Raw genomic sequence first — 26570 nt, forward strand, 5'->3', positions numbered from 1 at the left:
TTCCGTAACTGGGTGTTGCAATCGCTCAGATTTTGCGCGCAACTTATCAGTTTGCGTAAAAAGTGCAACTGCACCCCTGCGCCTGTCGCCGCTGTACTCGCGTGTGGCTGACGTTGAATCTGATATGTGCTTAACTGCGACGCTAATTAGTACAAGAGCAATAAGACAGATAGCAATGGATCAGGACTCCCCGGTGTTGTTCTCTCGGCGCGGCGCACTGGCGATCGCGACCCTCAACCTGCCCAAGGCGCTCAATGCGCTCAACCTGCAGATGATTGATCTGCTCTCAGCCCAGTTAGATCAATGGGCTGATGACGATGCGGTGGCCGCCGTATGGATAGATGGCAGTGGTGATAAAGCCCTCTGTGCTGGGGGCGATGTGGTGGCGCTGTATGAGCAATCGGCCGCCTACGGTGAATCGCCGGAATATCGTTACACGACTGAATTCTTCTCGCGCGAATATCGTCTGGATTACCAAATACACACCTATACCAAGCCAATCGTGGTCTGGGGTGGCGGTATTGTGATGGGCGGTGGTATCGGCATTATGGCCGGTGCCAGCCATCGTATCGTGACTGAAACCACGCGTATGGCGATGCCAGAAATTACTATCGGCCTATTTCCCGATGTGGGCGGTAGCTGGTTTCTGAACCGTATGCCGGGCCGCCTGGGTCTTTTCCTGGGTCTGACCGGGGCGCAGTTTAATGGGGCCGATGCCCTGTTTGCCGGTATGGCCGACCGCATTATTGCGCAGGACCAGCGCGAAACTGTGTTGGCGGCACTGGCTGCGTTGGATTATTCAGCCGGTAACGCTATTAACCACCGCCTAATTAGTGACTGCCTTAAGAGTTGCGAGCTCTCACCTTTGCAGCGGCCGGAATCGCAGCTGCGCGAACACTACGATCAGATCCAGCAGCTTACGGACTTTGCCAGCCTGCCGGAGGTTTGCGCGGCAATCAGCGCCTATCAAGGGGTGGATAAATGGCTGCAGCGCGCCGCCACCACTCTGGCCGGTGGTTCGCCATTGACCCCCTGGGTGGTATGGGAGCAGTTGCGCCGGGCGCGTCACTTGTCACTGGCCGATGTGTTTCGGATGGAGTTGGCGCTCGCGGTAAACCTCTGTGCCAGTGGCCATTTGAAAGAGGGGGTGCGGGCTCTGTTGATCGATAAGGATCGCACGCCAAAGTGGCAACCTCAGAGCTTGGAGGAGATTAGCCCGCAACAGCTGGAGAGCTGCTTTAGCGCGCCCTGGGACGGAGCGCATCCGCTTGAGGATCTATAAAGCGACCCGGGCCGCTTTACGCACGGGATACCAACAACAAAATATGGAGTGGCTTTTATGGAAAAAATAGCCTTTTTTGGTCTGGGGAATATGGGTGGCCCTATGGCGGCCAACTTGGTGAAGGCCGGGTATAGCGTGGCGGCTTTCGATCTCAATCCCACGGCTCTGGCGCTGGCGCAAGAAGATGGTTGCACGCCTTGTGAATCCCCGCTGCAGGCGGCTGAGGGTGCCACTATTGTGGTCTCAATGCTGCCCAGTGGTGCGGCGGTAAAAAGCCTCTACCTGGAAGAAGAGGGGCTGCTGAATCACCTGGCTGAGAATACACTGATCATCGATTGCTCAACCATCTCTGCGGAAGATGCCCGCCTGGTGAATGAGGCTGCGTCTGAGCGGGGCCTGCTTGCCATTGATGCGCCAGTTTCGGGGGGTACCGCAGCTGCCCAGGCGGGCAGCTTGTGCTTTATGTGTGGGGGTGAGGAGGCGGCAGTGGATGCCGCGCGGGCGCCGCTACAGGCGATGGGCGCCAAGATTTTTCACGCCGGTGGCGCAGGGGCAGGGCAGGTGGCAAAAATTTGTAACAACCTGCTTCTGGCTATCCATATGACTGGTACCGCCGAAGCCCTGCAGCTGGGTGTGGATAAGGGATTGGACCCGAAGGTACTGAGCGAGATCATGATGCAGAGCTCAGGCAACAATTGGTCCCTGGCCAATTACAACCCCTACCCTGGCGCTATGGAAAATGTGCCGGCGGCAAATGGCTACGCTGGTGGCTTTACCGTGGCGTTGATGCTGAAAGACTTGGGGCTCGCCATGGATGCGGCGGCTACCAGTGCCTCTTCCACGCCAATGGGGGCTCTGGCAAAAAACATCTATCAACTGCACGGCGCCAGTGAAGAAAACCAGAAATTGGATTTTTCCAGCATCCAGAATATGTTCCGCCGCCCGGCAGGTGGTCTGACTTGGTAGCCTAGAAGTTACCTGGCTTCCGTGCTCTCCCTTCCCCCTCCCCCCCTCTCCGTTGATTGGTGCCGGCCAGTGATGGAGAGGGGGTCGTGTCTATATGTCATCTAACGTTAAAAATCCGTACCAGTTCGCAAAATTGGCAATAGGTACCAATTACTAACTCCCTCCCCATTCCTCCCGCGCAACCCAATCGCTATCTTCGCCGCCCCGCTCGGAAGATCTCTGATGTTTGGCCTGACAAGCGCTGTGGGTAATACGCTGTTTTTAACTCCACGAAATTCGACAGCTTGATTTGGATCAAGCTCCGGGTTTAGGCCAGCGGTTAACCTGCCTGCGACTTGTGATTGTGCCTGGAGGGGGCCTTCCAAAGTCGGGAAAAATGCTAAATCGCTATGTATGGAGAAGTTAATGAATCGTATAACTGCTTGTGCGACAGCCGCCTTGACCGCCGTACTTTCTGCACCGGTACTGGCCTACGAAGAGGGCAGCTTTATTTTGCGCGGTGGTATGGCCACGGTAGCGCCCGACACTAGTTCCAGCGCACTTTCTGTTAATGGGGATGCTCAACCTAATACCGGTGTTGATGTGGACAACGGCTCCGCTTTGGGCCTGACCGGTGTGTATATGTTCCGCGATCACTGGGGTATTGAATTGGTCGCCGCCACCCCTTTTACGCATGAAATTCAAGCCGAAGGTTTGGGTGAAACTTTTGAATTGGGTGAAACCAAGCATCTCCCACCTACTTTGCTGGTGCAGTGGTACCCCATGGATACCCAGTCCACAATCCAGCCCTACGTGGGACTGGGGGTGAACTACACCGCTTTCTTCGATGAGGAAATCAGCAGTACTGCTAATGCGGTCTTTGAAACCCTAGGGGCTAAGGACGAAGCAAAGCTATCTCTCGATAACTCTTTCGGCCTAGCTGCCGAAGCGGGTGTGGACTTCGCCTTCGGCGCAGATCAGCGCTGGTTGTTCAATATGTCTGTTTTCTGGATGGATATCGATACCGATGCCACTGTAAAGGTACCTAGTGTGGGTAATGTTACCGCTAAAGTAGATATCGATCCGCTGGTTTATATGGCGGGTCTCGGTTACCGCTTCTAAAGTGGCAGCACTCTAGTTTTGGGGTGTGGCAGTCGCTGCGGTTTTCCCGGTGAGAACTCGGCGGCTGCCTTTTAGTTTGTGCGGGGGGACTGTCGCAAACAATTGATTGAGGTTGTGGAAATATGATGCAAGAGACAAAAAGCACTATGGGTGGCCTGTCGGAAGAGCTGTTGTCCCGCTATAGCGGCCCCTGCCCACGCTATACCTCTTATCCCACAGCTGACAGGTTCAAGCCTCTGGATGGCAGTATCAAACCCTGGGATGCACTTCAGGACATTCGCAGCTTATCCCTGTATGTACATATACCCTTTTGTCGCTCTCTCTGTTATTTCTGCGCCTGCAACAAGGTAATAACCTCTCAATATGGTCTCGCTTCCAGCTACCTGGACAACCTTTTACAAGAGGCGCGCTGGTATCGGGATAAAGTAGCCCAGGTGCCAGTTACCCAGTTGCACTTGGGCGGTGGTACTCCCACATTCCTCAGTGATGGAGATATGCGTCGCCTGATGGAGGGGCTGGGTGAAATTTTCGATTTGCGTCCCGGCGATGGAGTGGAATATAGCATTGAGGCTGATCCGCGCACTTTGGAGCTGGAGACCTTGGATACCCTGCGGGAGCTCGGCTTCAATCGCCTGAGTCTGGGGGTGCAGGATTTTGATATCGAAGTGCAGAGATCCATCAACCGAATTTGCAGTGCCGATCAGGTGACCGAATTGACGGTTGCGGCGCGTGAGCGGGGATTCGAATCTATTTCCTATGATTTGATTTACGGTTTGCCCAGGCAAAACCTCAGCAGTCTGCACAGTACCCTGGATAAGGTACTGGATTTACAGCCGGACCGAATCGCCCTCTACCACTATGCGCATTTACCCCATCGCTTTAAGGCTCAGCGCCTTATTGATACAACATTAATTCCCTCCACCTCAGAAAAAGTAGCGATGCAGCTGGCCGCGGTAGAGCATCTAGGCAGTGCCGGTTATGAGTTCCTCGGTATGGACCATTTTGCCCGTCCGGGAGATGAGCTTGCCAAGGCCGCTCATGCGGGGATGTTACAAAGAAACTTCCAGGGTTATACCTTAATGCCCGCCGATGCACTTGTCGGATTGGGGGCTTCAGCAATCAGCTACAGTCGCAATGGTTTCTGGCAGAACCTACACCGCCTGAAGGAATATACCCAGGCTGTTGCCGAGCGGGGCAATGCTTCATGCCGGGGCTGGTTGATGAGTGATGAAGATAAGCTGCGCCAGTGGGTTATCACCGAACTGATGTGTCGCCTAAGCCTGGATAAAGTTGAGGCCGAGCGTCGTACAGGGGTAGCTTTTAATACATATTTTTATCATGAGCTGGAGCGGCTAGAACCTATGTTTGACGATGGTCTTATTTACCAGGATGAGAAAAAGATCGTAGTCACGGAACAGGGGCGCTGGTTTGTACGCAACGTCGCCTCGGCATTTGATATTTATTTGCACAGCCAGCAAACTGATGCGCAATATTCTCGTGTTCTTTAATTCTCTGTGGGAGACGATTGCCTGCACAGCAGGTACAATAGCCGCAAATTAGTTTACCGGCTGGTTTAGTATGATGGACTCCTCAGTAGCGGTTAGCTGCAGCAACTGCTCGGTTAGACGTTTATGCCTGCCTGCGGGATTATCTCAAGCAGATATTGATCGACTAGAGCAGGTAACGCGCCGTAAAAAAATTGTAAAAGCCGGCGAGAGCCTATATCGGTCCGGTGACCCTTTTGCGAATCTTTATGCCATTCGTTCAGGCAGTTTTAAAACTGTAGTGATCGCAGCTGATGGTGATACTCAGGTTACCCACTTTGCTTTGCCTGGAGAATTGTTGGGGTTAGATGCTTATAGTAGCCGCGTGCACCCCAGCTACGCCGAAGCGCTGGAAGACAGCAGTGTTTGCCTGTTGCCATTTACCCAGTTGGAATTACTGGCTAATCAGGTTACGGCGTTGCAGAAGCAGATATATAGTATTTTTTCCGAAGAACTGCGCCAGGAAAATGATATTTTGATGCTGCTAGGCAAGCGCTCGGCGGATACCCGTTTAGCGGCATTGCTAATTAATATTTCCAGCCGCTATGCACGCCGCGGTTATTCCCACAGCGAATTTTTGCTTTCTATGCCGCGCACGGATATCGCCAATTACCTGGGTTTGACTGCGGAAACGGTTAGTCGATTATTTTCCCGCTTTCAAAAAGAAAAATTGATTAAAGTAAGTGGCCGGGCGGTAGAAATATTGGATATGATCAGCCTCAGCGAGCTGGCGGGTACTCATTACGGTTACGATGATGATTAATTGGGACTCATCAAAAATTTGAGGAGTCCTAATTAACCTAAGGGGCCTGCTATTGAGTAAAAGATCAGGCCTCTCACGATTTTTTTACACTTCCGCAACAGTCTCGATAGAGGCAATCACCTCAACCCATTTTTGTTTTTGGGCTTCTGAAATATAGCTAGCCTTGAAGCTGTTGATAGCCAGCTGTTTAGCCTGTTCCCTGGTCATACCCAGACTTTCACTCAATGCTAGGTAATTGCGATTCACGTAGCCGCCGAAATAGGCTGGGTCATCGGCATTTACTGTGACACAGAGTCCCCGTTCCAGTAGCTGCAAAATTGGATGCTGGTTCATATCCTCGTAAACACAGAGTGAGGTGTTCGAGAGTGGGCAGATAGTGAGGGGAATCTCTTGATCTATAAGCCGCTCAATCAGTGTTTCATCTTCCACACAGCGCACCCCGTGATCTATCCGACTTACATCGAGTAAATCCAGAGCTTCTTTAATATATTCAGCGGGTCCTTCTTCTCCCGCATGGGCGACCCTTTCCAGGCCCAATTCTTTGGCTTTAGCAAAGACTTGCTGGAATTTGCTGGGCGGGTGGCCTAATTCGGAGGAATCCAGACCAACGCCTTTGATAAATTCCAGGTAGGGCTTGGCGGCTTCCAGGGTAGAGATAGCCTCGTCCTCACTTAGGTGGCGCAGGAAGCAGAGGATCAGGTGGCTGCTAATTCCCCACTCGGATTCGGCATCTTTCAGTGCGCTGTGGATGCCCCGAATAACCACACCGATATCAATGCCTCTCTCAGTATGGGTTTGGGGGTCGAAGAAAATTTCTGTATGTACAACGTTATCTTCACGGCAGCGCTGTAGGTAGGCCATGGTCAGATCGTAAAAATCCTGTTCATGGATTAGGACTGAGGCACCCTGATAGTAAATATCCAGGAAAGACTGCAGATTGTGAAACTTATAGGCGGCCTTAATTTCTTCAACGCTGGAAAAAGGGATTTCAATCTTATTGCGTCGGCTAAGCTCGAACATTAGTTCTGGCTCCAGCGAGCCTTCAATGTGCAGGTGCAGCTCTGCCTTGGGCAGGGCCTTAATAAAATCCAGGTCGGCGATGCTCATAGTAATAACTGTGTTGGAAAGAAGTTTGGGGCTGCTACCTGAGCCAAAAGCTACATTGATCAAACAGCCAGATAAAACTGGAGGCCATCTTACCAGCTTCTTCTCTCCGGCTGAAAAGCCAGCCGGCTATTTATTGGGGTAGGTCCTGTAAAGAACGCAATAGGCAAGTTGGTATCTTGCTGAAAGTATACCGCAAGGTTTACTTTTTTGTTTGTTGATGTAATATACACTGACCAGTTTACTTTTATGGGTTGGAGGGTGCTATGAGCAAGGTTGTATTGATTACGGGAACATCTACCGGGCTGGGGCAAAGTTTGGCCACCAAAATGGCGGAACTGGGGTATGTTGTTTATGCCACCATGAGAGATATAGCAAAAGCGGCTCCGCTACTTGAGGTTGTCGATCGTGATTACAGTATTAGGGTTTTGCCGCTAGATGTGCAAAATACGGTAACTATTCAAAATGCTGTGGATACCATTATCCGAGAGCAGGGGCGCATCGATATATTGGTTAATAATGCCGGCGCCGGATTTGTGAAAACCACCGAGATGACCTCTGAAGCAGAGATGCAGTGGGTCATGGATGTAAACTTCCAAGGCGTTGTGCGTTGCACCAAAGCGGTACTTCCCCATATGCGTAAGATGCGCAGCGGTCGGATTATTAATATCTCCTCCGTGGGTGGGTTAGTGGGGCAGCCGTTTAATGAACTTTACTGTGCCGCCAAGTTTGCTGTAGAGGGGTACACCGAGGCCATGGCATGCTACGTCCAGCCCAGCTTTAATATTCAATTCACTGCAGTTGAGCCCGGTGGTATCTATTCCGAGTTTGCCAATAGTGTTCTCTCCCAATTACAAGCCGATGGTGGCGTGCCCGAAGGGGACTATCGGGACGTTTTCGAACAGTACTTGGGTGGTATCCAACGGCGTACACCCGAGCAGACCGCTCGCCTTTATCAGACTTCTGAGCAGGTGGCACAAGTGATTTTGGAGGTGATTGAAAGTGATGATCCGCCGGTACGGGTTCGCACCTCTTCTTGGGCCAATGAGTTTTGTGCTTACAAAACGGATGCGGATCCTACTGGCAAGGCGCAGCAAAAAATGGTGATAGACACCATGTTGCACGCGAATCATTGATTTCCCGACAGTTTTTATTTTTAGCTCCAGAATTCTGACTGCTCATTTATGATGGATAGTACCCGGCGGTCAGAATTTTATTGAGATAAATAAAGACTAGCGTTTTTTAAAAGCATTAGAGAGTAGGCCAGAGATAAATATAACTGGCAGTTTTCAGTGAAATTTTCCCAATATTCTGCTGCTTATTTCGAAGTGAAGACGCTCTTCGATAATGTCGTTACAATTTTGCAAATTGTTAACCGTCCAGTTGGATATGATTGATTCATCCGTAGCGGTAAGTTGCAGTAATTGCTCTGTAAGACGCCTATGCTTACCAGCGGGCCTGTCTCAGGCTGATATTGACCGCCTTGAACAAGTCACGGGAAAAAAGAAGCTGATCAAGGCCGGAGAATCTCTATATCGGGCTGGCGATCCGTTTCAAAACTTGTACGCAATTCGCTCTGGCAGCTTTAAAAATGTCGTAATTGCCGCAGATGGCGACACTCAGGTAACACATTTTGCATTGCCGGGAGAATTGCTTGGACTCGATGCTTACAGTATGCGGGTTCATTCAAGCTATGCCGAGGCACTCGAAGACAGTAGTGTTTGCTTGTTGCCATTTTCTCAACTGGAAGTGTTAGCGCAACAGGTTCCGGCTCTACAGCAACAGATATACAGTATTTTTTCTGAAGAACTGCGCAAGGAAAATGAAATATTAATGTTGCTTGGCAAGCGATCTGCAGATACCCGTTTGGCCGCATTGCTTATGAATATTTCCAGCCGATACGCCAGTCGCGGGTATTCTTCCCGTGAATTTATTTTATCTATGCCGCGCATAGATATAGCTAATTATCTAGGCTTGACTGCGGAAACGGTCAGCCGGCTGTTTTCCCGTTTTCAGAAGCAGGGATTTATTAAGGTGAGTGGCAGGATTGTGCAGATTCAGGACTTGCTAGGTCTCAGTGAAGTGGCTGGGACTCATTGCAGCTACGATATTGAAGGCAGAGAATAGCTAATCAATTTTTGCTGGCGAGTGTCTCAAGAAAGAGATGAGTAGCTAGATTAGTGCTCAAATATTCCCCAGTCATTGTTTGGTCTAGCAATTGACCGTCATCGATCTATTCTTGCATGTAAATGTGAATATTCTTCTAGCGTTGGTCATTTTTTAATATCCGATTAATTTTGGGTAGGTCTTTCTTAATGGTTCCTCCGTTGAACTTAATGGCGCAATTTTTGCTATTGAGAAATTGTGGGTATATGATTCGAAAAAAATAAGTCGGTGACCTAGGGAGAGATTATGCCCGTCAGAGAGTTTGAACGGTTTAAGATATTTACTGCAAGTGGGAAGCGCTTAGGTGAGGCTGCCAATCTGGTTATTTCGGCGCATGGCGCTGCAACCAAGCAGCACTTCTACACCAATGGGCATGGCGGAGATAATATTTTCTTTTTCTCTCCCCATGGTTATTCCCTAAGTGACCCAGGCATCGGTAGTGTGCTTTCTGGGAATGCGAAGTATCACGAGTGGATTAAGAAAGGAAAGGTTTGCCACAATTATACCTTGAGCAAGTATCAGGGATACCATGGAACCACTACTGGGCAAATTTTGGGGCGGGTGACTCGGCCTTTTATCAAGGGGGAGTCTTATACCGATGTGCAAAATGCTGTAGATAACGCACATAAGCACAATCAAGATTACTCTTCACTCAACCCAAATAACCCTATCCACCAAAAAATGTTGGAAAATATAAAGCCCGTTATGGAAGCGGATCTATTGACTATCCGCCACAGGGTTGGAAAGGGTGATCCAACTTTGGTAGACATCATTAATGCACTGCATGCGAATAAGTTACACTATGACAATATCTATTGTTCATTCTGTCGCAGTGAGGTGAGCCTCAATAATATTTTGATAGGGACACCCTCTTGGGATAGTAAATTTCAACGGGTATCCCACTAAGACTGGGTTTTTATGCGAAGCTTAAAGTGATTATTTAAAGCAAAAAAAAGGGGGCGTAACCGCCCCCTTAATCCACTACTTATCAGGAGTGTGTGGAGAAAGCTAATTCCTTTTCTGCACCTTTTTTCTCCGCCTCTTTTTCCAGTGCCTTTGATAGCCAGTCCATGGCCTCGTGCTGCTTTTCAAAGTAGCGCACTTCGCCACTCACAAACCATCCTCCAACTTTGGTGGCCAGCTCCTGCCAGCCCTCATCTCCTAGCACAGCAATACGGCAGAACTCGTTGCCGTGCTTGAGGGTCAATTTAAATTCATCCCATATCGCATGCAGGCCCCAGCCCTCAAAATCCCGCAGATCAATCAGCATTTTTACTTTGGGTTTTTTGACGCCTTCAAGGGCATATTCAAGCAAAGGCGTTATGTACTCGTAATCTTCGTGAGTTAGCTGCCCAACAGCTTTAATATACAGGAAGAAATCATTATCAATTCTTTCCATGCCAATGGAGATTCCATGGCGTTTGATTTGCATATCTCCTCCTTTTATTTGATTTAAACGTGGTTTGATCACACTTAGGCAAAAGCCTGTATAGGTAATTCGGTCTGCGTTAGATACTCACGCAAAGATTCGTAAACATTTTTGGTTTTTTGGTCGAAAAATGGATCTTTCAGCTGTTTTACCTGTTTGTGTATTTGTTTCCAGTCTTCTACTTCCAGGTATTGCTCCATTTGGGGAAATATTGCCGAGTTTTCAAGTTCTATATGTTTCCGTTGCAACTGCAAATAAGTATAGCTGGCTCCTTGTAAAACTCTTCTCTCTACCATGGCATCGTTGGCTACGGCATAGAAAAGTGCGCACATATGCTTGGTAGTTGCCGCAATTTGCTCGTGCTGCATCTGAGCTTCATATATCGCATTTCGATCGTGCACAGGTTTGGTCAGTAGCCTGGCAAGAATCAGGTCCTCCACCGGGTGATGGTACTTGTCTGGGTAGACGGAAAAATAATCCAATGCATCAAGAATCAGTGAGAGGGTATTGGGGTCCCGCTCATTACTTCCAAAAAGATCCTCTAGCAAATGCTCAAAGGCATTGAGCATTTGCTGCATGTTTTTATGGTCTAAACAGAGCTGTCGATAGATGTTGTTCATCCCAGACCTCCGCGATCAGTTTCAAGACTTATTGTTGCCGGTTGGCACTGGAGGGAATTGATGTAGATCAAGTAGCAAAAAAATAGCCTCAGTGCAGTAGGCTTTTGGCGCAGTAAGCAAAGAATTTTACGGCTTAGTTGTCAGCTTCGAAGCAAGTGGCCAGATCAGCTATGTGAAAGTCTGATGTCGGATGGCAAATAAGTCGTGATTTTGCAATTTAGATTTGGTTTTGGACCAATCACCCGTCTTTATATGTGAATAAAACTGCCCTAACAGCATTTATCTATATCCGATGCCTTCTATATGCCATCGTACCAAGGCGGGGTCTGTTCGTTTGATCGCTAAAGGTCTTTGCCTACCCCCAATCTGGGGGACAACTAAGGCCCTTTGCTTTTGCTCTCTAAGTGAGGTTCCTTTGCAAAATTCACGATCTAATTTTATCGGGCTTTTCAGGCGGTTATTTCGATCTTTAACATTGTGAGGCGAAAGTCAGCCAGTAAATGGCTCGTTATAAGGTGGTGAAGCCGAGGTTCATGGAGGAACGGTAGATGTGTATCTGCACACCCTGGCTAGGCGATTTATAGGTTGCAAGGCAATTTCTATATCAAGGGGCGCCTAGGGCTTCTCTACGAACATGTGTCTGTTGGCCGTGAAAGCAGTGATGATTTTGGGATATCGGCTGGAGCGGGTATCGGTTTCGTTCTAAGAGCGAGCAGTAGCCTCTAGCTGAAGTACACCTTGCTTGAAAAGGATGTGGGGTTGTGGTCTGGGTCTTTTAGTTACCGCTTTTTAAGTCGAAATTCTAAATGGTTTGAGACTTAATGGGTTTTGTTGAAATAAGAATTTTCTTTTGGTGACTGCAGCAGGTTTTCATGGTCGGTCTAACATGACTATACATTCAATCTGTCTCATTAGTATGTACTTATATCTATTAAATCGATGAAACTGAAAGCGTACTATTGATTTTTAGATGGAAGGAAATACGAGTGAAACATAGTTTTAAAACCTTGGTGATAGCTCTATCGCTGATGGGTTCAGTAGCTGCTCAAGCTGAGGAAGCCTATATTGGTGGTGTTGCAGGCTTGGTGGATATAAACGTTTCTGGGGATAACCCTTTAAATGGTGGTGTTAGAGTTGGTTATATCTGGAACTCTGGTTTTGGGATCGAAGCCGAGTTGACAGACTCACTAGTTGAAGGCGAGCAGTCTCCAAGGCCATATGGAGATCGCTTTGATTATTCTTTTGAAACTCAAGCCTTATATGTAACCTATCGAACTCAAGGAGATGTCTATTTTAAGGGGCGCCTTGGTTATTCGCATGAAGAGATGGATGTTAAGTATTTGGGGGGGCCATCGGAAAGTGGAGTCTCAGCAGGTGTTGGAGCAGGTTTTAAGCTAGCTAAGAACGTGGATTTCGAAGCAGAGTACACTTTTTTAGACTCAGATGTGGATTATTGGTCTGGCTCTTTAATCTACCGATTTTAGTGCGGTTTGATTTTTCCGAAAACGCGGCTATTTGGCCGCGTTTTCGTTATCGCGCAATCCCTGTGACCTTGGTGTACAATGCGCGCCTTTCTAAAATGCTCAGGATTCTTTGAGTAGCCAGTGCGGCCTATTGGCGCCTGAGGCCAAGTTGCAAGGCCTGAGCACAGTGGTACCGAGTTACACCAGTCTCTACTCAGCCCGCATTACCGAGGGAACACCATGTTTGATTCATCTGTCACGCTCGCTTCTTACGATCCCGAAATCTGGGAAGCTATCCGCGAAGAGGATTCTCGCCAGGAAGATCATATTGAGTTGATCGCCTCCGAGAACTACACCAGCCCACAAGTCATGGAAGCCCAGGGCAGCAGCCTCACCAATAAATACGCAGAAGGTTATCCGGGTAAACGCTACTACGGTGGCTGTGAGTATGTGGATAAAGTGGAAACCTTGGCGATTGAGCGCGCCAAGAAGCTGTTTGGTGCCGACTACGCCAACGTACAGCCGCACTCTGGTTCCCAGGCCAACTCTGCGGTATACCAGGCGCTGTGCGCACCCGGTGACACCGTGTTGGGCATGAGCCTGGCCCACGGTGGCCACCTGACCCACGGTGCCCGCGTCAACTTCTCTGGCAAAATCTACAATGCGGTACAGTACGGTCTGAACCCTGAAACCGGCGAGGTGGATTACGAAGAGGTGGAGCGCTTGGCTCTGGAGCACAAGCCCAAGATGATCGTGGCTGGCTTCTCCGCTTACAGCCGAGTGATGGACTGGGCCCGTTTCCGTGAAATTGCCGACAAAGTGGGTGCCTACCTGTTTGTGGATATGGCTCACGTAGCTGGACTGGTTGCCGCCGGTGAATACCCATCGCCAATTCCCCATGCAGATGTGGTGACCTCCACCACTCACAAGACCCTGCGCGGACCGCGCGGTGGCATTATCCTGGCTCGCGCCAACGAAGAGATCGAGAAAAAACTGAACTCTGCAGTATTCCCCGGTGGTCAGGGCGGCCCTCTGATGCATGTCATCGCGGCCAAGGCGGTTTCCTTTAAGGAGGCCATGAGCCCTGAGTACAAGGCTTATCAGAAGAAGGTGGTGGAGAATGCACGCGCAATGGCGGAAACCTTCCTCGATCGTGGTATCAACATCGTTTCCGGCGGTACCGATGACCACCTGATGCTGGTGGACTTGATCGGCAAGGAATACACCGGTAAAGATGCCGATGAGGCCCTGGGCAATGCCAATATCACGGTGAATAAAAATGCGGTGCCCAATGACCCGCGTTCGCCCTTTATCACCAGTGGTTTACGTGTCGGTACGCCCGCGATCACCACGCGCGGTTTTGGTGTTAAGGAAACCCAGCAGCTGACTCACTGGATCTGCGATATTCTGGACGCGCTGGAAGGCGGCGATGTAGAAGCAACTATCGCCGATGTGAAGCAAAAGGTCCTGGAGATCTGTGCGCAGTTCCCTGTGTATAAGAAGGCCTGATTTAGTTTTGCTGGAAAAAGCGGCTCGGTGAGCCGCTTTTTTTATGTTTGTATCCCTGTGTACTGCACCGCTGCGGTGCGCAGTACAGTCACAGAGGTTATCGGCTGTGGTAAACTGCGGCCCATTTTCCATTCCCCTGGGGACGATCCCACATGCACTGTCCTTTCTGCAGCGCAGAAGAAACCAAAGTAGTCGATTCCCGCCTGGTGGCCGAGGGCGATCAGGTGCGCCGCCGGCGCGAGTGCCTCGAATGTCATGAGCGTTTCACCACCTTTGAAACTGCCGAGCTGATGTTGCCCAGAGTCATCAAGCAAAACGGCCAGCGCGAACCCTTCAATGAAGAAAAGCTGCTGGCGGGTATTCAGCGCGCTGTAGAAAAGCGCCCAGTCAGCATTGAGCGAGTGGAATCCGCAGTTTCCCAGATCAAGCATGCACTGCGCGCAACCGGTGAGCGCGAGCTGCCCGCAAGGGCCATCGGTGAGCTGGTGATGGAGCAGTTGCGCGAGTTGGATGAAGTGGCTTATGTGCGTTTTGCCTCAGTGTATCGACGCTTTGAAGATGTCAGCGACTTTAGTGAAGAGATTGAGCGCCTGACCAGTAAGGAAAACCAAACGCAATGAGTCCCAAAGCTGTAGAGAGTGCCCAGGCACTGATGGGCCGCGCTATTCAGCTGGCGGAGCGCGGTCTCTATACAACGATGCCGAATCCCCGCGTGGGCTGTGTGGTTACCGATGATGAAGGCAAAATGATTGCTGAGGGCTGGCACAAACGCGCTGGCGAACCCCACGCTGAAATTGAAGCCCTGCGTGAAGCAGGAGAGCGGGCCCGCGGCGCCACTGTGTATGTGACACTCGAACCTTGCAGTCATAGCGGCCGCACTGGCCCCTGCGCCGAAGCGCTGGTACAGGCCGGCGTCGCCCGGGTGGTGTACGGCATGGAAGACCCAAATCCCAAGGTTGCCGGAAGCGGTTTGCAGAAATTGCGCGATGCGGGTATTGAAGTGGAGGGCCCAGTGCTGGAAGAGCGCTGCCGTGCACTTAACCCCGGCTTTATCAAGCGTATGACCCTGGGTTTACCCCTGGTACGCAGCAAGTCTGCGATGAGTCTCGATGGTCGCACCGCCATGGCCAGTGGAGAATCCAAATGGGTTACTGGTCCGGCTGCGCGCGCCGATGTGCAGCGTCTGCGTGCGCGCAGCTGCGCCGTTATAACCGGCGTTGAGACAGTTCGGTTCGATAACCCAAACCTCAATGTGCGCGCCGACGAAATGGCTCTGGAGCTGCTCGAGGCGGAGCAGGCTGCGGAAGTTCAGCCCCTGCGCGTTATTGTCGACAGCCAGCTGCGCACGCCGGCGAGGGCCTTTATTTTGCAAGGGGACGCCCCCACACTGGTGTGCACCACTGAGCGCGCCGATCCAGAGCGCCGTCAGCGCCTGGAAAAAGCCGGTGCCGAGGTTGTCGTTTTGCCCCAGGACAAAGACGGCCGAGTGGATCTGCTCGCACTGCTCAAAGAGTTGGCCCGGCGCGAGTGCAATGAGGTATTAATTGAAAGTGGTGCGACCCTTTCCGGTGAATTTCTCTACCGGGGGCATGTAGACGAGTTGATTGTCTATCTGGCACCCAAGCTGCTCGGCAGTACGGCGCGGCCGCTGTTTGAATTGCCCATCGAGCGTATGGGCTCTGTGCTGCCGATTACGATTACCGATATGCGCGCAGTCGGCCACGACTGGCGCATCACCGCAACCACGGATATCGAGCGCTGATGTTTACCGGGATAATTGAAGCCATCGGCGAGATTGCCGACCTGCAGCCTCGCGGAGGGGATTTGCGTGTGCGCGTCAGGAGCGGCAAGCTGGACCTCGCCGATGTGCAGCTTGGCGATAGTATCGCCACTAATGGCGTCTGCCTGACTGTGGTGGAACTGCCCGCTGATGGTTATTGGGCCGATGTTTCCGCAGAGACGTTGGATGTCACCAGTGTCAGCAGCTGGAAGCGCGGGGATAGGGTCAACCTGGAGAAGGCATTGACCCCACAAACCCGCCTTGGCGGCCATATTGTCAGCGGCCATGTGGACGGTATCGGCGAAGTGGTGTGGCGCAAATCCGAGGCCCGCGCCGAGCGCTTTCGTCTGCGCGCACCGGATAACCTGGCTCGCTATATTGCCCACAAGGGCTCGATTACTGTCGACGGCACCAGTCTAACCGTCAACGCGGTGGATGGCGCCGAATTTGAACTCACTATTGTGCCGCATACCTTGCAGGAAACGATTATGCGGGGCTATACAGCCGGCACCCGGGTCAACCTTGAGGTGGACCTGATCGCGCGTTACCTGGAGCGCCTGCTTCTCGGCGAGGAGGCGGCCAAATCCAGCGACGGTGGTATGACACTTGAATTTCTCGCCCAGAACGGGTTTTACAAGCGCTAGCTGGCTTTATCCCGGCATGCCGCGCCAGTGAGGGCGGGTGAGTGAAACTGCAGGGAAAGCCGCTCAATTTGTAATTGATTAATTTATCCAGAGTTAGCAATGGAATTAAATACGGTTGAAGAACTGATCGACGATATCCGCCAGGGCAAAATGGTGATCCTGATGGACGATGAGGATCGCGAAAACGAGGGTGACCTGGTGATGGCGGCGGAGCAAGTGCGCGCCGAAGACATCAACTTTATGGCTACCCATGCCCGCGGCTTGATCTGCATGCCCATGTCCAAAGAGCGCTGTGAGCAGCTGGACCTGCCGCTGATGTCGCGGGATAACGGTGCCCAGTTCAGCACCAACTTCACCGTCTCTATCGAAGCTGCCGAAGGGGTGACCACCGGTATTTCCGCTGCGGACCGTGCGCGCACCGTACGCGCTGCCGTGGGGAGAAATGCCAAACCCAGCGATATCGTGCAGCCCGGACATATTTTCCCGATTATGGCCCAGCCCGGCGGTGTATTGAGCCGCGCCGGCCACACCGAGGCGGGCTGTGATCTTTCCCGCCTGGCGGGTTTCGAGGCGGCCGCGGTAATCGTTGAAATCATGAATGACGATGGCACCATGGCGCGCCGCCCGGATCTGGAGAAGTTTGCCAAGGAGCACAACCTCAAAATTGGCACCATTGCTGACCTGATTACCTACCGCGCGCTCAACGAAAAAACCGTGGAGTGCGTCAACGAACGCAAAGTGCGTACCGAGTTTGGCGAGTTTAAACTGCGCACCTATCTCGACAAGGCCCGCCGCGAGCGTCACTTCGCCTTTATCAAAGGCGAGCCTACGCCAGAGGAGCCGACCCTGGTGCGCGTACATGTGGGCAACACCCTGCGAGATGTGCTCACGATCCAGCGCGGTGATGAAAAATTTGTCCCCTGGACTTTCCGTCGCGCCATGCAGCGTATCGAGAAAGAGGGCAAAGGTGTGGTGGTATTGATCTGCCACAACGAGACCACCGAGGAAATCGAGGAGAGCATCGATTGGCTGATCAGTGGCAAGCAGCAGCGCCCCAGCCAGGACCTGGTGTACAAGCAGGTGGGTACCGGTTCGCAGATACTGCGCGATCTCAAGGTGCGCAAGATGCGCCTGATGAGTGCGCCGTTTAAGTTCAGCGCTATTTCCGGTTTTGAGCTGGAAGTGGAAGAGTACCTGAACGTCGAAGAGTAATAGCAGAATGTTTCCCGGCACATTTGAAATGGCACGGGTATGAAAAGAAATACGGATTGGACATTATGAGCAACATTCAAGTGATTGAAGGGGATTTTGTCGGCAGCACTGGTAAGTACGCGCTGCTGGTGAGCCGTTGGAACAGCTTTGTGGTTGAGAGCCTCAAAGGCGGCGCCCTCGATACCCTGCGCCGCAAAGGCATCAAGGATGAGGACATCACCATCTACTACGCCCCCGGCGCCTTCGAATTCCCGCTGGCCGCGCAAAAGCTGGCGGAAACCAAGAAGTTTGATGCGATTATCGCACTGGGCGCGGTGATTCGTGGCGGCACTCCGCACTTCGAATATGTCGCTGGTGAATGCACCAAAGGTCTGGCCCAGGTATCCCTGAATGCCGGTATCCCGGTGACCTTTGGTGTGTTGACTGTGGACTCCATTGAGCAGGCTATCGAGCGCTCCGGCACCAAGGCTGGCAACAAAGGTTGTGAAGCCGCCGAAACCGCCCTGGAAATGGTTTCCCTACTCGGCAAAATCTAATTGCCACAGCGCCGGCCAGTTGCGTCGGCGCTGCCCATTCTGAGAAGTATCTACCGGAAAAGACAATGACCGTAACTGCATCTGCCCGCCGCAAGGCGCGCCACTACGCCATGCAGGCGCTCTACCAATGGCAAATGGCCGGCGCCAGCCTCAATGCGATTGAAGCCGAGTTCCATACCGACAACGATATGAGCAAAGCCGACGTGGAATATTTCCGCGATATCTTCCACGGGGTTGCCAAGAACCTCGACGAAGTGGAAGGCGCTTACTCCTCCCATCTGGATCGCAAAGTGGAAGATCTGGACCCGGTGTCCCGCGCCCTGCTGCGCATGGCCACTTATGAACTGAAAAACCGCATCGATGTTCCCTACAAAGTAGTGATTAACGAAGCGGTGGCACTGGCGAAAAAATTCGGCCCCACCGATGCCTTCAAGTTCATCAACGGTATCCTGGATAAAACCGCCGCGGACCTGCGCCCTGCGGAAGTGGCTGCTGACAAGAAGTCCTGAAGTCACACTTATGGAAACTGCGCCGGGCGAGTTTGAAATCATCCGCGATTATTTCGCCAGCGCTCCTGTGGGCGAAGGGGTTGTTCTGGGAATAGGCGATGACTGCGCTCTGTTGCAGGCACCGGCCTCGGGGCAGCTGGCCACCTCTATGGATACCCTGGTGGCAGGCCGGCACTTTCCCGCAGATGCCGATCCTGCTGCAATTGCCGCGCGAGCACTCAGGGTAAACCTCAGCGACTTGGCGGCAATGAATGCACGCCCGCTCTGGTTTACCCTGGCCTTGACCCTGCCTCACAGTGATGCAGTTTGGTTGCGCAAATTTGCCGATGGCCTACTGCAGACCGCTGCCACGTTTGGTGTTTCTCTGGTCGGGGGCGATACCACTGCTGGTCCACTGTCGATCACCATTCAGGTGATCGGACACACGGAATCACCACTGCGCCGAGACCGTGCCCGCCCCGGTGATCACGTTTATGTCAGCGGCCCTCTAGGTGCCGCTGCCGCCGCTCTGCCGGTGGTGCTGGGAGAGCAGCGGGTGACCCCCGAACTGCAGTTGCAATGCGAGCGCGCCTTCTATTATCCCGAACCCCAATTCCCTGTGGCTGCGGCGATTGCCGGGTTGGCCAGTGCGGCTCTGGATATCTCCGATGGTCTGCTCGCAGATCTGGGACATATTTGTGAGTCCAGCCGTGTCAGTGCCGATATTCATCTGGAGCGATTGGCCGTTTCTCCCTTGGCACAGACTCTTGCCGCAGAGAAAGCAACGGCTCTGGCTACAGGCGGTGGCGATGATTACCAACTGTGTTTCACCGTACCCCAGCAGCGGGTTGGGGATCTGGAACAACTGGATTTGAACGTAACTGCTATCGGCACCCTCGGAGAGGGCGTTGCGGAAGTGCGCTGCTGGCATAATGGCAAGCCCTGGTCGCCTCCTGCGACAGGTTATAAGCACTTTTAGGTAGCCTTAACCGGGAAGTGCCTGTGGCGGCCTTGGAAATAAGACTATGAGAATACATAACCCCAGTTTTTCCGAGCTTTTGCGCGACCCCACCCTGCTTTTGGCATTTGGCTTTGGCTCGGGATTGGCGCCCAAGGCACCGGGTACTTTCGGCACCCTGGTAGCCATACCTTTTTGGTGGCTGATGAAGGATCTTTCCGCTGCTTGGTATTTGGGCATCCTTGTGGTGACGGGCCTGGTGGGATGTTACCTGTGCGGGGCTGCGGCGAAGAAACTCGGTGTGCACGACCACGGCGGCATCGTTTGGGATGAGATGGTGGGTTACTGGCTCACTATGTTTATGGCCCCGGCTAGCTGGGTTTGGGCGCTTTATGGTTTTGTACTCTTTCGCCTGTTCGATATTGCCAAGCCGCAGCCGATTGGTTGGGCGGATCGGCGCCTTCAAGGTGGCGTCGGAATTATGCTCGACGATATACTGGCCGCGGTTTATGCGGGTTTATTATTACAGATAACCGTGTTGTTTGTAGGGGCTTAGTTTTTTGAGGCATAGCGGATAGGGATTATCGATGCACAAGGCATTTTGGCTTCTACTGGGATTACTGGTTTCCAGCACAGTCTGTGCCCAACAGGTACAACTGAAGGGTCTGTTTGGCGATAGTGCCATGCTGGAAATCGATGGTCGTCAACGTATTCTTAAGGCGGGGCAACAATCACCGGAAGGGGTTGACCTCATTGAATCGACCACCAGATACGCCCGTATCCGTGTGAATGGGCGAGAGCAGAAACTCACGCTAGATGCGCCCATCGCTGCCAGCTATGTCCAGGCTGAGCACGCTGAAGTGCGTTTGATGGGAGATAGTCGCGGTCACTTTAATACCGATGCCTGGATCAATGGGATGCGGGTACCGGTGACGGTGGATACCGGGGCGACTACCCTGGCAATTAATTACCCCACTGCCCAGCGTCTGCGCTTAAATCTTAATGGTGCCAAACGCATACCGGTGTCGACCGCCAGTGGTATCACCAGTGCTTATTTGATCAGTCTAAGCAGTGTCACTATCGGTGGCATTAAATTGCACAATGTAGAAGCTACCGTGCATCCTGATAACTTTCCCCAAGTGGTGCTTCTGGGAAACAGTTTTCTCGGCCGGTTAGATATGGAACAGCAGAGTGGTGTGCTGATACTGCGCGCCCGCAACTGACGTGAAGAGGTTTTAAGTTGACCATTCGTTATGTGGAATCCTCAAAACTGCCCACCTCCTGGGGTATGTTTGAGATGCACGGTTTTGAGGAAGTCGAAACCGGCAAGGAGCATGTGGTGCTCACCATGGGGGACTTTGATGCCGACAAGCCTTTACTGGCCCGCATTCACTCGGAGTGCCTGACCGGTGATGCCCTGTTTTCCCTGCGTTGCGATTGTGGTGCGCAGCTCCAACATGCCATGCACCGTATTGCCATGGAGGGGCGCGGTGCGATTTTCTACTTACGCCAGGAAGGCCGAGGTATCGGCCTGTTAAATAAGATCCGTGCCTACCATTTGCAGGATTGCGGCGCGGATACAGTGGAGGCCAATGAGCAGCTCGGTTTTGGCGCCGATATGCGCGATTACTCGATTCTCAAGGCGATGATTGAGCACCTGGGTATCCACTCCATTCGTCTGATGACCAATAACCCACGCAAGGTAAAAGCCTTACAGGACTTGGGCATTGAAGTGAGCGAGCGTTTGCCGCACCAATCCGGGCGCAATCCACACAATGCCAAGTATCTATCGACCAAGAAAGGCAAGCTTGGTCATTTGATTGAAAATGGGGATGATGAAGAGGGGGAGGAAAAATAATTATTTTTCCTTAAAACACGCCCAATAAAAAAGGCCGGAAATTCCGGCCTTTTTTATTTTTTACAGATTAATTTCTCCGCCGCGGCTGCACAAATACCGCCGTTGTGCGACCGGGCAGTGTAAATTTTCCCCTCTCTCTTTCAAACTCTACTCTGTGCAGTTGTGGATCTACCGAGTGGCGTTGACGCGGGTGTTTCAATAAATGCTGGCCGCGCAGGTTTTCACTGGAAAATTCCACCGTTTCGTCATCGCCATTAAACAGCACCACAATACGCTCGTAACGGGGATCGACGTCTCCATTGGAATCGGATAACTCCATTACAATTAGCCCCGGAACCTGATCGGGGCCCGTATTGAGAAAGTTGAGATGTGTCTCCACCAATCCCGCATCTGACAGGCGGAACAGGGGAGAGCTATTTCGGATCGCCAGCTGTTCGCGGAATAGTGCCGAACTCCACAAACGGTGGTGGCGCACGGGATCCAACTCCGGGTTTGCCAATAAAAGCTGCATCAGGGGCCAGTTGCCTTCGTTTTTATCCGCGATAGGCAAACCCGCACCCCAGTTATCGCTGGCGAGGCTGAAGTCCAGCGCATTAAACCAGTCACCGGAGTTGTAACTGTCCCGATCCATCGACTTTGAGCGCAGGAAATCCTGGCCAGCGTGGATAAACGGCACTCCCTGGGCGAACAGAACCAGGGAGTTACTGAATGCCTGGATACGCACCCGTTCACCCAAGTCGGCACTTTGGCTGGCCTTGATTTGAATAGCGTCGAACAGCGTTTCGTTATCGTGGGCGGCGATGTAGTTGATGGATTCCTGAGGGTCGGCGGTATAGCCGGTGGGCTGGCCGTTATAAATCAGTTCACTGCCGGTAATGATATTGCCGTTGGCATCTTCAAAAGGGTAATCCGCCAAGTTGCCGGCCAGGGAAACGCGGACTTTATCTGCCAGGGTAAGCAGCGTGGCGCGCTCATTTTCTCCTTCAAACTTGCCGTTACTGTCGGTAAATAGACCGGTAGCAAAGCCCTGCTCTTCATAGCCGCCGAAGGGATTACCACCGCGCACGGAATCGCGCAGGCGGTCGTTAAAGGTACCCACACCACTGCCGGCTATATTGCCTTGGCGTGCCTGTAAAAAGCGGGCATCGTTCGCCACCTCGCCAAAATTCCAGCCTTCACCGTACAGATAAATAGTACTGCCATCGACACCATCGATTTCATTCGTCAAGGATTGCAGTGCCGTCTGGGCCTTAAGGATATTGTTTAGGCTGTGGTGCCCCATCAGATCGAAGCGGAAGCCGTCTACCTTGTAGGCTTTGGCCCAGGTGACAAGAGAATCGATCATCAGCTTTTCCATCATGGCGTGTTCACTGGCGGTATTGGCGCAGCAGCTGCTCATCTCCACATCACCCTCCAGATTGCGGCGGTGGTAATAGCCGGGGACGATTTTATCGAGCACGGAGTTGTCGTATTGGCCATAGGCGCTGGTGTGGTTGTACACCACGTCCATCACCAGTCGCAGGCCGGAGTGGGATAACCCTTGCACCATTTGACGGAATTCGCGAATGCGCGCAGGTCCATCGGGAGCGGTGCTATAGCTGCCTTCGGGGACCGTGTAGTGCAATGGATCGTAGCCCCAGTTAAAGCCATCGGTATCGCGCACAGCAGCCACCTGGGCCTGTTGTTCGCTGCTATCGGATGCATAGTTGGAGAGGTCCGGGGTTTGCTGTTGTTGAGTTCGATCCTCATTGACCGTGGCAAAGTCGAAAGCCGGCAGCAGATGGATATGGGTGAGGCCGGCGCGCGCCAGTTTGCGCAGGTGACGCATACCATTGCTGTGATGCCGAGTGAAAGCCATAAAAGTTCCGCGCTCTGCCTCGGGAACGGTTTTGTCAGTAATACTGAAATCGCGCACATGCAGCTCGTAGATGCTGATATCTTCCGGCTGGGCCAGCTTTGGCTTGCGCAGTCGATCCCAGCCGCGAGGCTTCAGGTCGCGGTCATTCAGGTGGACGATCTGGCTCTTGCCGCTGTTGATGGAGAGACTCAGGGAGTAGGGATCAGTGACCAGGTTGGTTTCAATCTGGCGGCTGAAGTAGGAGTACACCTCGACCTCATAGAGATAAAAACTGCGGTCCCATTGCTTATCGATATTGACATTCCAAACGCCGGTAGATTCATCGCGCTGCATGGATACCACGAGATCGGCGCTATCGCTGCTGGAGTCTGCAAACAGATGCAGTTTTACTGCGAGCGCGGTGGGCGCCCAAAGATCGAGTTGGATGCTGTCCTCGCCGACACGGGCACCGAGCTCACCTGCGTAGTAGAAGCGATCATCGAGGGCGCCTGCCATCTGCACACCAGTCGCATCCAGTAACTTGCCCTCTGCATCGTAAGCGGCGAGGGCGAGCTGCTGGGTCACCAGGTCACTGATGGAAGCCTGCCCTGGCAATTGCCAGGCACGGAAGCTGGCCAGGTGCGGGAATTTCTGTTGGGCGCTGTCGGGTAAGGCGGCGAGAGAATTGAGATCGATGGTGCCATCGGAACGGATATCACCATCTTCCAGCTTTAGCTCGGCACTGTTGCTGTAGTGCAACTTAACCTTTTCACCTTCCTGCACCTGGATGTCCCAGGCAAAGCTACTGGCATCTACCCAGTGAGCCTTATCGCTACTTAAGTCACCCTTGGCGAAGCCGTCGCTGCTGACGGTGACTTTTTTACTACTCGAATCAAAAGCAAAGTAGATTTCGTTGTAGTCGGTGGTCACGGTAAAGGAGACATTGGCTCCATTGCTGCCGTAGCTCTCCTCCCAGCCTTCGTGCAGGGCTACCTTGAATTCATAGGAACCGGTAGGCAGAGCAGAGGTGATAAAGGTATAGGTGCCATCTCCATCGGCATCCTGCATCCAGCTGCGCAGGCAACTGGGTTGCCAGTCTCCAGGGCACCCCAGCAGGGATTGGAAGTTGCCGGCCACAGTGGCGATCAGGCTATTGTGGTTGTCTGTGATCCAATGACTCTCGTGGTCGTAGACAAATTTAACCTCATGGGCTTCACCCAGGCTGAGGGAAATATTGGCACCGTCGAGTTGACCACCCCAGCCATAGTTTTCGCCCCAGCTATTGTTGAGAGCGGCTTTGTACTCCCAGTTGCCGGCGGGTATCCAAAAGCTGCCCTGCCATTTGTCGTCTTCGCTGTCATAGCGGAGCAGGGAGACGGCACAGTCCGGTTGCCAGTCGCTGTCGCAGCCCAGTTGGCTTTGCAGATTGCCGGGAATATTGACCACTGTGGGATTTGGAGTGTCTGACGCCCAGGCAGGCAATTGGATGAAGCAGAAGATTGCCCCCAGAATCAACCCGGCCCTTTTGCCGGCTGAGCCGGGCCCTGTGAAAATTGTTATTGGCATAGCGTTTCCCATTTCTTGTTTTACTTGTTGCGGTTCTCGCAGCTGGTATTGAATCGCAGTCACGCAGTGGCAGCCTCCCACCCCCAGGAGGTGGAGGTTTTGGGGAGGTGGTTGGGTGTCATAAAACCTTTATAAAAACGTCATCTTATGGCAATGCCGGCTAGAGAAGATGCTTCGCGAGTAGAAGAAGTGGCGAGAAGGAAAGTCGGTTCTATACTCTATTGATCAGGTTACTGTGGGTCGAGAAAGGTGATGCATCTGCTGTAATCGGATTCGAAAGCCGGCTTTTGCCGGCTTTGCTTTTTGTAGCTGGGAGGTCTAATTGTTTTTATCCCGGCCAACACTCTTAACCTGCCTCTATCCAGATACTTGTCTATAAAAGGCAGTGATGCTAAGTTTCTAATTCCACTTAACCAGCGGAGGATTTTTGATGATTGTTTCCAATCTCCGCCGGGCTCCCCAGCAGTAAACTAACTGCTCAGTCCGGCGATCTTATTCTTAACGTCGGGCTTTCTCACAAGAAAGCTCTGTTGACCGTACATGACGGTTGCTAGGCACATTTTTGTGCCCAGAGGATTTCAACTTTGAGTAAATCATACTTTCCCCGTCGCCCTCAGACTGGCTTCGGTAGGAATTCTGTGCGCGTCTCAAGCAAGCACACGGCCTCACCGCTGAGAGCACTTGGCTGGAAGTCTTTTTTCCAACAGCAACTCTCTCTCGATGAGCTGGATAGCTGTGTACCTATGCGGGTGATGGCAGTGCATCGCAGTCAACTTGAACTGGCTGGCGAAGAAGGTGCGCTAACCCTGTCGCTAACGCCATCAATGGCTGCGGAGTCTTTAACTATTGGAGACTGGTTGCTACTGGGGCGGGACGATAATCGCTTTGTTCGGTGTCTGGAGCGCAACAGCCTGTTTCAGCGAATGGCGCCTGGAGCCCTGCAACGACAGTTAATAGCCGCCAATGTAGATAGTGTTTTTATCGTTTCATCATTAAACGAAGACTTTAACCTGTCTCGAATTGAACGCTATCTCGCACTGGTGCGGGAATCTGGCTGCCGCCCCTATTTGGTATTGAGTAAAGCCGACCTCTGTACAGATCCGAGTGGTTATCTGGAGGCCCTACGTCCCTACAAAGAGCTGCCCGTGGTGATAGTCAACAGTCTGGACAGCGACAGCGTGGCGCCCTTGCGTGAATGGTGCCTGCCTGGGGAAACGATCGCCCTGCTGGGCTCATCGGGGGTGGGGAAATCCACTCTGCTCAATACCTTAAGTGGAGCCGATCTGGCGCTTACGGGAACTATTCGTGAAGACGATAGTAAGGGGCGGCATACTACCCGCAGTCGCACGCTCTACCCACTAAGTTGTGGCGCATTGTTGCTTGATAGTCCAGGGATGCGTGAGTTGGGGTTGGTGCATGTCGAAGAGGGGATGGCGCAGGCGTTTGCCGATATAGAGTCATTGGCACAGCGCTGCCGTTTTTCTGATTGTCGGCACCGTTCTGAACCAGGTTGTGCGGTACTTGCTTCTCTCGCGGGAGGCTCATTAGATGAGCGTCGCTTGCGCAACTGGGAAAAATTGCACCGAGAGCTACATATCAATCACCAAACGTTGGCGCAAAAGCGCGCCGGTGATAAAGCGCTCTCCCAGCTCTATCGATCGGTGCAGGATCAGGCGCGTAAAAGGAAGTACTCAGGAGAGTAATAATTTCATTGTTTGGGGGCTATGTCCCCCAGACAATGATT

The 26570-nt window shown here is 52.3% G+C and carries 25 protein-coding genes; 21 read left to right on the top strand and 4 right to left on the bottom strand.

What is annotated here, in order from left to right:
* Positions 1-175 precede the first annotated feature (175 nt).
* From LC073_RS01240 to fnr (LC073_RS01260), 5 genes are all read left to right on the top strand, one after another.
* Positions 176-1282: an enoyl-CoA hydratase/isomerase family protein gene (locus LC073_RS01240; protein WP_226642523.1), complete on the top strand. Its 1107-nt coding sequence runs from the start codon at positions 176-178 to the stop codon at positions 1280-1282.
* Positions 1283-1339: 57 nt separating this feature from the next.
* Positions 1340-2248: a 3-hydroxyisobutyrate dehydrogenase gene (gene mmsB / locus LC073_RS01245; RefSeq protein ID WP_226642525.1), complete on the top strand. Its 909-nt coding sequence runs from the start codon at positions 1340-1342 to the stop codon at positions 2246-2248.
* 405 nt (positions 2249-2653) lie between these two features.
* Positions 2654-3349, top strand: a complete 696-nt coding sequence (locus LC073_RS01250) for an OmpW/AlkL family protein (protein WP_226642528.1) — start codon at positions 2654-2656, stop codon at positions 3347-3349.
* A 125-nt stretch (positions 3350-3474) separates the two neighbouring features.
* Positions 3475-4857: an oxygen-independent coproporphyrinogen III oxidase gene (gene hemN, locus LC073_RS01255; RefSeq protein WP_226642530.1), complete on the top strand. Its 1383-nt coding sequence runs from the start codon at positions 3475-3477 to the stop codon at positions 4855-4857.
* A 70-nt stretch (positions 4858-4927) separates the two neighbouring features.
* Positions 4928-5656, top strand: a complete 729-nt coding sequence (gene fnr / locus LC073_RS01260; RefSeq protein WP_226642532.1) for a fumarate/nitrate reduction transcriptional regulator Fnr — start codon at positions 4928-4930, stop codon at positions 5654-5656.
* An 84-nt stretch (positions 5657-5740) separates the two neighbouring features.
* Here fnr (LC073_RS01260) and LC073_RS01265 read toward each other — a convergent pair whose 3' ends face one another.
* On the bottom strand, positions 5741-6763 hold the full coding sequence (locus LC073_RS01265) for an adenosine deaminase (RefSeq protein WP_226642534.1): 1023 nt from the start codon (positions 6761-6763) through the stop codon (positions 5741-5743).
* A gap of 263 nt (positions 6764-7026) precedes the next feature.
* Between LC073_RS01265 and LC073_RS01270 the strand changes: the two genes are divergently transcribed.
* The 3 genes from LC073_RS01270 (at position 7027) to LC073_RS01280 (ending at position 9832) form a co-directional block, all read left to right on the top strand.
* The gene (locus LC073_RS01270; protein ID WP_226642535.1) at positions 7027-7896 is read left to right on the top strand and encodes an SDR family oxidoreductase; all 870 of its coding nucleotides are present in this window, start codon (positions 7027-7029) and stop codon (positions 7894-7896) included.
* Between the two features lie 253 nt (positions 7897-8149).
* On the top strand, positions 8150-8887 hold the full coding sequence (fnr, locus tag LC073_RS01275; RefSeq protein WP_226642537.1) for a fumarate/nitrate reduction transcriptional regulator Fnr: 738 nt from the start codon (positions 8150-8152) through the stop codon (positions 8885-8887).
* Positions 8888-9172: 285 nt separating this feature from the next.
* A complete protein-coding gene (locus LC073_RS01280) occupies positions 9173-9832 on the top strand; it encodes a putative adhesin (RefSeq protein WP_226642539.1) in 660 nt (219 codons plus the stop codon).
* Between the two features lie 82 nt (positions 9833-9914).
* Here the strand turns inward: LC073_RS01280 and LC073_RS01285 are convergent, their stop codons facing one another.
* Together LC073_RS01285 and LC073_RS01290 are read right to left on the bottom strand one after the other, a co-directional pair.
* The gene (locus tag LC073_RS01285; RefSeq protein WP_226642541.1) at positions 9915-10397 is read right to left on the bottom strand and encodes an STAS/SEC14 domain-containing protein; all 483 of its coding nucleotides are present in this window, start codon (positions 10395-10397) and stop codon (positions 9915-9917) included.
* A gap of 2 nt (positions 10398-10399) precedes the next feature.
* Positions 10400-10975 carry a hemerythrin domain-containing protein gene (locus LC073_RS01290; RefSeq protein ID WP_226642549.1) on the bottom strand — a complete coding sequence of 192 codons (576 nt, stop codon included), beginning with the start codon at positions 10973-10975 and terminating at the stop codon, positions 10400-10402.
* Positions 10976-11961: 986 nt separating this feature from the next.
* Here LC073_RS01290 and LC073_RS01295 point away from each other — a divergent pair.
* From LC073_RS01295 to ribA, 12 genes are all read left to right on the top strand, one after another.
* Entirely contained in the window at positions 11962-12459 is a 498-nt protein-coding gene (locus LC073_RS01295; RefSeq protein ID WP_226642551.1) for a porin family protein, read from the top strand.
* A 219-nt stretch (positions 12460-12678) separates the two neighbouring features.
* Positions 12679-13947: a serine hydroxymethyltransferase gene (glyA, locus tag LC073_RS01300; RefSeq protein WP_226642553.1), complete on the top strand. Its 1269-nt coding sequence runs from the start codon at positions 12679-12681 to the stop codon at positions 13945-13947.
* A gap of 152 nt (positions 13948-14099) precedes the next feature.
* Complete coding sequence (gene nrdR, locus LC073_RS01305; protein ID WP_226642556.1) at positions 14100-14567, top strand: transcriptional regulator NrdR; 468 nt, start codon at positions 14100-14102, stop codon at positions 14565-14567.
* Positions 14564-15709: a bifunctional diaminohydroxyphosphoribosylaminopyrimidine deaminase/5-amino-6-(5-phosphoribosylamino)uracil reductase RibD gene (gene ribD / locus LC073_RS01310; protein WP_226642559.1), complete on the top strand. Its 1146-nt coding sequence runs from the start codon at positions 14564-14566 to the stop codon at positions 15707-15709. Before nrdR ends, ribD begins: the two co-directional genes overlap by 4 nt.
* On the top strand, positions 15709-16371 hold the full coding sequence (locus tag LC073_RS01315) for a riboflavin synthase (RefSeq protein ID WP_226642560.1): 663 nt from the start codon (positions 15709-15711) through the stop codon (positions 16369-16371). Before ribD ends, LC073_RS01315 begins: the two co-directional genes overlap by 1 nt.
* Before the next feature lie 99 nt (positions 16372-16470).
* Entirely contained in the window at positions 16471-17583 is a 1113-nt protein-coding gene (gene ribBA / locus LC073_RS01320) for a bifunctional 3,4-dihydroxy-2-butanone-4-phosphate synthase/GTP cyclohydrolase II (RefSeq protein ID WP_226642563.1), read from the top strand.
* A 65-nt stretch (positions 17584-17648) separates the two neighbouring features.
* Positions 17649-18119: a 6,7-dimethyl-8-ribityllumazine synthase gene (gene ribE, locus LC073_RS01325; RefSeq protein WP_226642565.1), complete on the top strand. Its 471-nt coding sequence runs from the start codon at positions 17649-17651 to the stop codon at positions 18117-18119.
* 65 nt (positions 18120-18184) lie between these two features.
* Positions 18185-18628: a transcription antitermination factor NusB gene (gene nusB / locus LC073_RS01330; RefSeq protein WP_226642567.1), complete on the top strand. Its 444-nt coding sequence runs from the start codon at positions 18185-18187 to the stop codon at positions 18626-18628.
* Positions 18629-18638: 10 nt separating this feature from the next.
* Entirely contained in the window at positions 18639-19586 is a 948-nt protein-coding gene (gene thiL / locus LC073_RS01335) for a thiamine-phosphate kinase (protein ID WP_226642569.1), read from the top strand.
* A 46-nt stretch (positions 19587-19632) separates the two neighbouring features.
* On the top strand, positions 19633-20121 hold the full coding sequence (locus tag LC073_RS01340) for a phosphatidylglycerophosphatase A (RefSeq protein ID WP_226642571.1): 489 nt from the start codon (positions 19633-19635) through the stop codon (positions 20119-20121).
* Positions 20122-20152: 31 nt separating this feature from the next.
* On the top strand, positions 20153-20788 hold the full coding sequence (locus tag LC073_RS01345) for a TIGR02281 family clan AA aspartic protease (protein ID WP_226642580.1): 636 nt from the start codon (positions 20153-20155) through the stop codon (positions 20786-20788).
* 17 nt (positions 20789-20805) lie between these two features.
* Complete coding sequence (gene ribA / locus LC073_RS01350; protein ID WP_226642582.1) at positions 20806-21423, top strand: GTP cyclohydrolase II; 618 nt, start codon at positions 20806-20808, stop codon at positions 21421-21423.
* Between the two features lie 67 nt (positions 21424-21490).
* Here the strand turns inward: ribA and pulA are convergent, their stop codons facing one another.
* Positions 21491-24826 (bottom strand): pullulanase-type alpha-1,6-glucosidase, encoded by a 3336-nt coding sequence (pulA, locus tag LC073_RS01355; RefSeq protein ID WP_226642585.1) that lies wholly within the window; start codon positions 24824-24826, stop codon positions 21491-21493.
* A gap of 584 nt (positions 24827-25410) precedes the next feature.
* Between pulA and rsgA the strand changes: the two genes are divergently transcribed.
* Positions 25411-26529, top strand: coding sequence for a ribosome small subunit-dependent GTPase A (gene rsgA / locus LC073_RS01360; RefSeq protein WP_226642587.1), 1119 nt, complete (start codon positions 25411-25413; stop codon positions 26527-26529).
* The last annotated feature ends 41 nt before the right edge of the window (positions 26530-26570 follow it).

Source organism: Microbulbifer variabilis (assembly GCF_020524905.1).
Classification (GTDB): Bacteria; Pseudomonadota; Gammaproteobacteria; order Pseudomonadales; family Cellvibrionaceae; genus Microbulbifer; species Microbulbifer variabilis_A.

Bases quoted from the DNA above. Each gene is read 5' to 3' on its own strand.
- LC073_RS01240 (WP_226642523.1), top strand. From the start codon at position 176: ATGGATCAGGACTCCCCGGTGTTGTTCTCTCGGCGCGGCGCACTGGCG.
- mmsB (WP_226642525.1), top strand. From the start codon at position 1,340: ATGGAAAAAATAGCCTTTTTTGGTCTGGGGAATATGGGTGGCCCTATG.
- LC073_RS01250 (WP_226642528.1), top strand. From the start codon at position 2,654: ATGAATCGTATAACTGCTTGTGCGACAGCCGCCTTGACCGCCGTACTT.
- hemN (WP_226642530.1), top strand. From the start codon at position 3,475: ATGCAAGAGACAAAAAGCACTATGGGTGGCCTGTCGGAAGAGCTGTTG.
- fnr (WP_226642532.1), top strand. From the start codon at position 4,928: ATGATGGACTCCTCAGTAGCGGTTAGCTGCAGCAACTGCTCGGTTAGA.
- LC073_RS01265 (WP_226642534.1), bottom strand. From the start codon at position 6,763: ATGAGCATCGCCGACCTGGATTTTATTAAGGCCCTGCCCAAGGCAGAG.
- LC073_RS01270 (WP_226642535.1), top strand. From the start codon at position 7,027: ATGAGCAAGGTTGTATTGATTACGGGAACATCTACCGGGCTGGGGCAA.
- fnr (WP_226642537.1), top strand. From the start codon at position 8,150: ATGATTGATTCATCCGTAGCGGTAAGTTGCAGTAATTGCTCTGTAAGA.
- LC073_RS01280 (WP_226642539.1), top strand. From the start codon at position 9,173: ATGCCCGTCAGAGAGTTTGAACGGTTTAAGATATTTACTGCAAGTGGG.
- LC073_RS01290 (WP_226642549.1), bottom strand. From the start codon at position 10,975: ATGAACAACATCTATCGACAGCTCTGTTTAGACCATAAAAACATGCAG.
- glyA (WP_226642553.1), top strand. From the start codon at position 12,679: ATGTTTGATTCATCTGTCACGCTCGCTTCTTACGATCCCGAAATCTGG.
- nrdR (WP_226642556.1), top strand. From the start codon at position 14,100: ATGCACTGTCCTTTCTGCAGCGCAGAAGAAACCAAAGTAGTCGATTCC.
- ribD (WP_226642559.1), top strand. From the start codon at position 14,564: ATGAGTCCCAAAGCTGTAGAGAGTGCCCAGGCACTGATGGGCCGCGCT.
- LC073_RS01315 (WP_226642560.1), top strand. From the start codon at position 15,709: ATGTTTACCGGGATAATTGAAGCCATCGGCGAGATTGCCGACCTGCAG.
- ribBA (WP_226642563.1), top strand. From the start codon at position 16,471: ATGGAATTAAATACGGTTGAAGAACTGATCGACGATATCCGCCAGGGC.
- ribE (WP_226642565.1), top strand. From the start codon at position 17,649: ATGAGCAACATTCAAGTGATTGAAGGGGATTTTGTCGGCAGCACTGGT.
- nusB (WP_226642567.1), top strand. From the start codon at position 18,185: ATGACCGTAACTGCATCTGCCCGCCGCAAGGCGCGCCACTACGCCATG.
- thiL (WP_226642569.1), top strand. From the start codon at position 18,639: ATGGAAACTGCGCCGGGCGAGTTTGAAATCATCCGCGATTATTTCGCC.
- LC073_RS01340 (WP_226642571.1), top strand. From the start codon at position 19,633: ATGAGAATACATAACCCCAGTTTTTCCGAGCTTTTGCGCGACCCCACC.
- LC073_RS01345 (WP_226642580.1), top strand. From the start codon at position 20,153: ATGCACAAGGCATTTTGGCTTCTACTGGGATTACTGGTTTCCAGCACA.
- pulA (WP_226642585.1), bottom strand. From the start codon at position 24,826: ATGCCAATAACAATTTTCACAGGGCCCGGCTCAGCCGGCAAAAGGGCC.